The sequence below is a fragment of the Chamaesiphon sp. OTE_8_metabat_110 genome, from assembly GCF_031382685.1.
Classification (GTDB): domain Bacteria; phylum Cyanobacteriota; class Cyanobacteriia; order Cyanobacteriales; family Chamaesiphonaceae; genus Chamaesiphon.
The window spans coordinates 1-4845 of record NZ_JANMZA010000319.1 but is presented as its reverse complement, the minus strand read 5'-3'; the positions used below and the strand labels follow the sequence as shown (position 1 = coordinate 4845).

At 46.7% G+C, this 4845-nt stretch carries 7 protein-coding genes; 2 read left to right on the top strand and 5 right to left on the bottom strand.

Features of this window, described 5'->3' with window-relative positions; genetic code table 11:
* Together RMO52_RS11805 and RMO52_RS11800 are read left to right on the top strand one after the other, a co-directional pair.
* Window positions 1-525: UbiA family prenyltransferase (locus RMO52_RS11805; protein WP_310414316.1), on the top strand; the 525-nt coding region annotated here is incomplete at its 5' end.
* Between the two features lie 124 nt (window positions 526-649).
* On the top strand, window positions 650-1126 hold the full coding sequence (locus tag RMO52_RS11800; protein WP_309741387.1) for an NADAR family protein: 477 nt from the start codon (window positions 650-652) through the stop codon (window positions 1124-1126).
* Between the two features lie 308 nt (window positions 1127-1434).
* Here RMO52_RS11800 and RMO52_RS11795 read toward each other — a convergent pair whose 3' ends face one another.
* From RMO52_RS11795 to RMO52_RS11775, 5 genes are all read right to left on the bottom strand, one after another.
* Window positions 1435-2940 carry a PRC-barrel domain-containing protein gene (locus RMO52_RS11795; RefSeq protein ID WP_310414312.1) on the bottom strand — a complete coding sequence of 502 codons (1506 nt, stop codon included), beginning with the start codon at window positions 2938-2940 and terminating at the stop codon, window positions 1435-1437.
* A gap of 52 nt (window positions 2941-2992) precedes the next feature.
* Window positions 2993-3172 carry a hypothetical protein gene (locus RMO52_RS11790; RefSeq protein ID WP_309742594.1) on the bottom strand — a complete coding sequence of 60 codons (180 nt, stop codon included), beginning with the start codon at window positions 3170-3172 and terminating at the stop codon, window positions 2993-2995.
* 285 nt (window positions 3173-3457) lie between these two features.
* Complete coding sequence (locus RMO52_RS11785) at window positions 3458-3697, bottom strand: CsbD family protein (RefSeq protein ID WP_310414308.1); 240 nt, start codon at window positions 3695-3697, stop codon at window positions 3458-3460.
* 213 nt (window positions 3698-3910) lie between these two features.
* Entirely contained in the window at window positions 3911-4279 is a 369-nt protein-coding gene (locus RMO52_RS11780) for a hypothetical protein (protein ID WP_310414305.1), read from the bottom strand.
* Window positions 4280-4449: 170 nt separating this feature from the next.
* Window positions 4450-4845, bottom strand: a 396-nt coding sequence (locus RMO52_RS11775; protein WP_310414302.1) for a ChaB family protein, incomplete at its 5' end; no start/stop codon positions are given.

The following is a 4845-nucleotide window of genomic DNA, read 5'->3' as shown; positions in this document are numbered from 1 at the left end:
CCCCAAAACATCGTCATCGGTGGTGCCGCCGGAGCGATACCCGCTCTCGTCGGTTGGGCGGCTGTTACCAACAGTTTGAGTATCGAAGCTTGGGTATTATTTGCGATCGTCTTTATCTGGACGCCGCCCCATTTTTGGGCGCTGTCGCTGATGATTAAAGACGACTATGCGAAGGTCGGTATTCCGATGTTACCTGTCGTCGTCGGTGAAGCCGCCACTGCCAAACAGATTTGGATTTATACCCTGCTGCTGATTCCGACTAGCTTGTTGCTGGTGTACCCGCTCGGTGCGGCTGGCGTTATCTACGGAATTGCGGCGCTAGGATTAGGTGGTGTCTTCGTGTATGAAGCTTGGAAATTATTGCAAGCGCCTACCGACAAGGGTGTGGCTAAATCGATGTTTAAATATTCGATTTTGTACATGATGTTGCTGTGTACGGCAGTAGTCGTCGATAGTTTACCCCAAACCCAAGCCGCGATCGCATCCCTGGTCAAAATCGTCGCGATCGGACACTTACACATTTGACAAGTTCGCTACTCCCGATGTTGAATATTTATAGCTGGGTTTAGTAAAATGTTGCTAAACCCAAATTCCAATTTCCGGGCGACCGAGTAGCGTAAACGATCGAAAGTGAGCGAACGAATACCCCTTGAGAATTTATTTCTACAAAGTTCATGCACCTTATGGTTGCTTTTCCAACTTCTCACCGCACTCAATTCTCATGCCTAGCGCAGATGTCCAGCACTTAGCTAGCCATCACTGGAAGACAGTCGAGCATTACTACCAAGCCCACAAATTTCACGGCACCAAGTTTGCCTATCTGATGGCGCAAATTCAAGCCGCACCGACTCCCGAACTAGCCGCGAAAATTGGCAGAGATCCAGCTCATCAAATCCATCCCGACTGGGATCGGTGTAAATGCGAACTGATGTATCGCGCCATCCGGCAAAAATTTAGCAGCCATCTCGATATTCAGCAGGTTCTACTCGATACATTAGATGCCGAAATTATTGAGGATTCACCTGTAGATTACTTTTGGGGCTGCGGTAGCGCCAAAACTGGTGCAAACCATCTCGGACGCATTTTGATGAGGGTCAGAGACGATCTTCGAGTCGATCGGGTTTAGTTCGATCTAAAACACAACCCCAACTCGTGTCATGAGTCAGGGCTGTATTTTAGATAGCTCCAGTGTGAGCTTAGATATGTTTCCAATACTTCTCGGTTAAGAACTGCTGACGATTGAAATCGCAGCTTGTGATGCGAAGTCCGCCTGTCTTGACTGAAACGCTTAGCACGAGGGAACCGTCTAGCGACACGTCTTCGCCTACAGCGCGATTTCAGTCGCTTCGCGGACTAGCTAATTTTTAGATTGACCGAGAAGTAGAGGTATTGAGATAGTTTCCCCTAAAGCCTAAAGCCTAAAGCCTGACTTCCTCATGACAGAGCTGCGCGACCCTTTTCTGGTGCCCGTAGTTCGTCGATCGACAAGTGTGGAGCCTCGGTATACACTGAATCCAATAAGATATCCAGGACACCAGCCGTGCGGGCAGTCTCGATCGCATTGTGACCGATTAATTCGCCGACATTGAGGATAATCCCATCATTGCGATCGAGAATTACGCGGGTAGTCGGACGACCTAATGCGCCCTTAATCCGCTTTTCTTCGAGGGCATGTGCGCTACGTCCCTGTAGTTCGCTAGCGGTTTCCTTGACGCGATCCCACATATTTGCTGCACTTTCGTTAATCCGTTCGCTAGCAGCACTGGTGCTAGATTGCAACCGCTCGCCAGTAGTGGCAACCAATGCACCCGCACGAGATTGAGCGGCGGCTGGTGTCGATAAACCGACAGCACTCAATAGCTCTGATTCGCGGTGAGTTACTTTTGCCCGATCGATCGCTTGGGGCGTCACAATTTGCCCCTGGGCGGCAATAATATAACCCTCTGGCGTATATACTGCTGTCTGCGCTCTGCGTCCTTGTGCTTGCTCGACGGTTAAACCTGCCACCGCACCATTAAAGCGTTCGCTCAAGGGTTCGGTCAAATTACCCCCAGCAGACTTGTACAATCGATCGAGGATACCCAATCTTTCGGCGGTATCTGCCATTGACTCGTTAATCACAGTACCTGCCTTGGCAAACAGATTAGCATCGGAATCGATGACTGTTTGTTGTGCCACTTTACCCACTACAAACTGCTTCTGCGCCGATCGATCGACGATCGCATCGGTGAGGCGACTATTGGCTGTTTGTCCGGCTGATTGTAGTTTTTCGCCCGTAACTTGAGCGGTTTCTTGGAGTTTGGTACCTGCGATTTGAGCGGTTTCTTGGATTTTAGTACCTGCGATTTGGGCAGTTTCTTGGATTTTAGTACCTGCGACTTGGGCAGTTTCCTGGATTTTAGAGCCAGCAGTTTGCATTGCCGCTTTCAAGCCACCGACTTGTTCTTCCATGAGTGCAACTGTCTCGACTGGCACAAAGGCAACATCGCGACCGATTTTGAGCGTCTTGGGAGCAGGCACAAACGATCGACCCGAATAAGCATCGGCAAATAACCCGCCAGAGGTTTCATAGCCTTCGATGATGCCAGAAGTTTCATCAAAATAGAAGTCAATTAACTTACCCAAATTGCGACCGTCGGTGGTCATAATCCGAGTGCCATTTAAGATGTTGTTATTATGCAAAATATTGTGCATATCTGCATAATTTTTCGATGGGGCGATCGCCTCGCGATCGGGAATAATAATTGCATCCACACCAATTGCTTTGACTAAATACAGCGGCAATACTTTAGCACCGCCAAACAAGCCCCCTTCCTTCACTAAGAAGCCTAATAATCTATTGTCATTTTGGTCGAAAATCAGATCGATAACGTTATCGACCTTTTCACCAGAATCGTAGGCAATTACTGGCTTACCAATGATATCTTTTCCCTTGCGCACGACGGATATATTCCTATTATAATGATGAATAAATTAAGTGATTTTTAGCTGTCTAATACGAGCGCGGATACTGACTACCCGGCAGTCTCATCGTCGGATTATCTCTACCATATCCAGGGATGAGATCGATCTCACCCGCAGATTCCAGTGCCGAAACAACAGCAGTGGCCACTAGTAATGCCATCAATGTATACAAAGGTGCTTTGGATGTTTTGCCGATTAGTCTAGGCATGAGATTTATTACAATTATCGATACACTTCATGACATCAATCTTATCAAGTTCGGTTGGGGAGCGTCATCGCTCGATCGAGATAACAATTAACTAACTAATTGCCCAATTAGGTAGATTATACTTATGCTATGAGCCACCGAGACTCTTACCTAACTTACTCGAACTTATCGATTGCTATTTGGACGCGATCGGTAACTCTTATAAACGACAAAAACTTAGGTACCAGTAGTACCTAAGTTATCAAAATAAAATACCAAGCACTTGTTAAGAGCAACTAGTTAAAGTTACTTATTCATTTCTCTCTTCGCGTTGTCAATGCCATCTTTCACTTTATCGCCAAGTTCTTGAGCTTTTTCAGCGATTTTATCTTTGGCATCTTCAATAGCGTTACCAACTTTGGCAGCACCTTGTTTAGCTTGTCCAGCAACTTCATCTTGGGAGCTACCAGTAACTTTACCCATTGCTTCTTGACCTTTGCCTTCTAAATTTTGGGCTGTTGATTTAGCGCGATCTTCAATACTCATAATCTGTTCCTAGTTGTTTTAACTGTTTTAAATATACGATCGTTCTCTAAAATTTCTCTCTCCTAAAAGTAATAGACTGGCTTAGCTCGATCGGTAGGCACAACTCTTAATCCATCGCTTGGATATCTACCGATCGACAGATACCTAAAAATCATGCTCCGATAAAAAATCTGACTGCTACTAATAACAGTCAGAAGATAGTATTAATTAAGTTTATTGCTCGAACCAACTAGCTTCTTTAAGTGCCATTTTAGCTTGCTCGATCTGCTGGCTATGAGGCAGATCGCGCTCCAAAGATTTAGCTTCGTCAGCACCTACGACGGTACTAGATGGAACCCCAACTATGTGCTGAGCTTCATCAGCCATCTGCTCTTTCATCGTCGAGCAAGCCTCAGTAAAAGTAGGCGGTTTGCCCGTCTTTTCTGCGCCAGAAATCATTTGTTGTGCCTCACTAGCAATTTCATCTTTCATTGCCGCACATGCGTCGGTAATCGTATGCAATCGCCCAGTAGATTGCTGCTGGCGATCGGTACCGGAGGCACTATTTACTGGTAGAGCTTGAGGAATATTCACATCATCCATAGAATGTTTGGGCGTGCGGTATACACAACTACATTATTTTCTATGGTACAGCCCCTGCCACCAAATTCCATCACTTAGATTGCAGACACAGGCATCTATCGATCGACAGATAGCCGCAATTGCATTAACAACTAGCCATCGAGTTATTTGCTAAATAGGCGCTCCGATGATTAAAGTGCGACTTTAACCTTCGACCAGACCCCATTTTCATCCTCGTCAAATTGCTCTTGCACCTTTTCCCAACCAGCGTGCTCGGCTGTGGTTTTATCTTGACTATCGTTGTAAGCCGCGCTGTAAGCCGTGATAAAGACGCCCTGAGCTTCTGGCGATAGATGCGTGCGAATTTCTGGTGAAAGGTCTTCTGGGCTGTTGTATGCGCCGCCAGCACGGGGTAATGGTGCATCAGCAGTGTGGATATCTTTGCCGCCTGCGCTTTCTAAGAGGAGCTGGTATTCACCGACTCGATCGGCAGGAACTTCCAACATCATCATAAATTCACCTGCTTCGAGGCGCGTTTGATATAGAGCAGCTTGTTCTTCCGGCATACCAACCGCTGTCAAGACGGA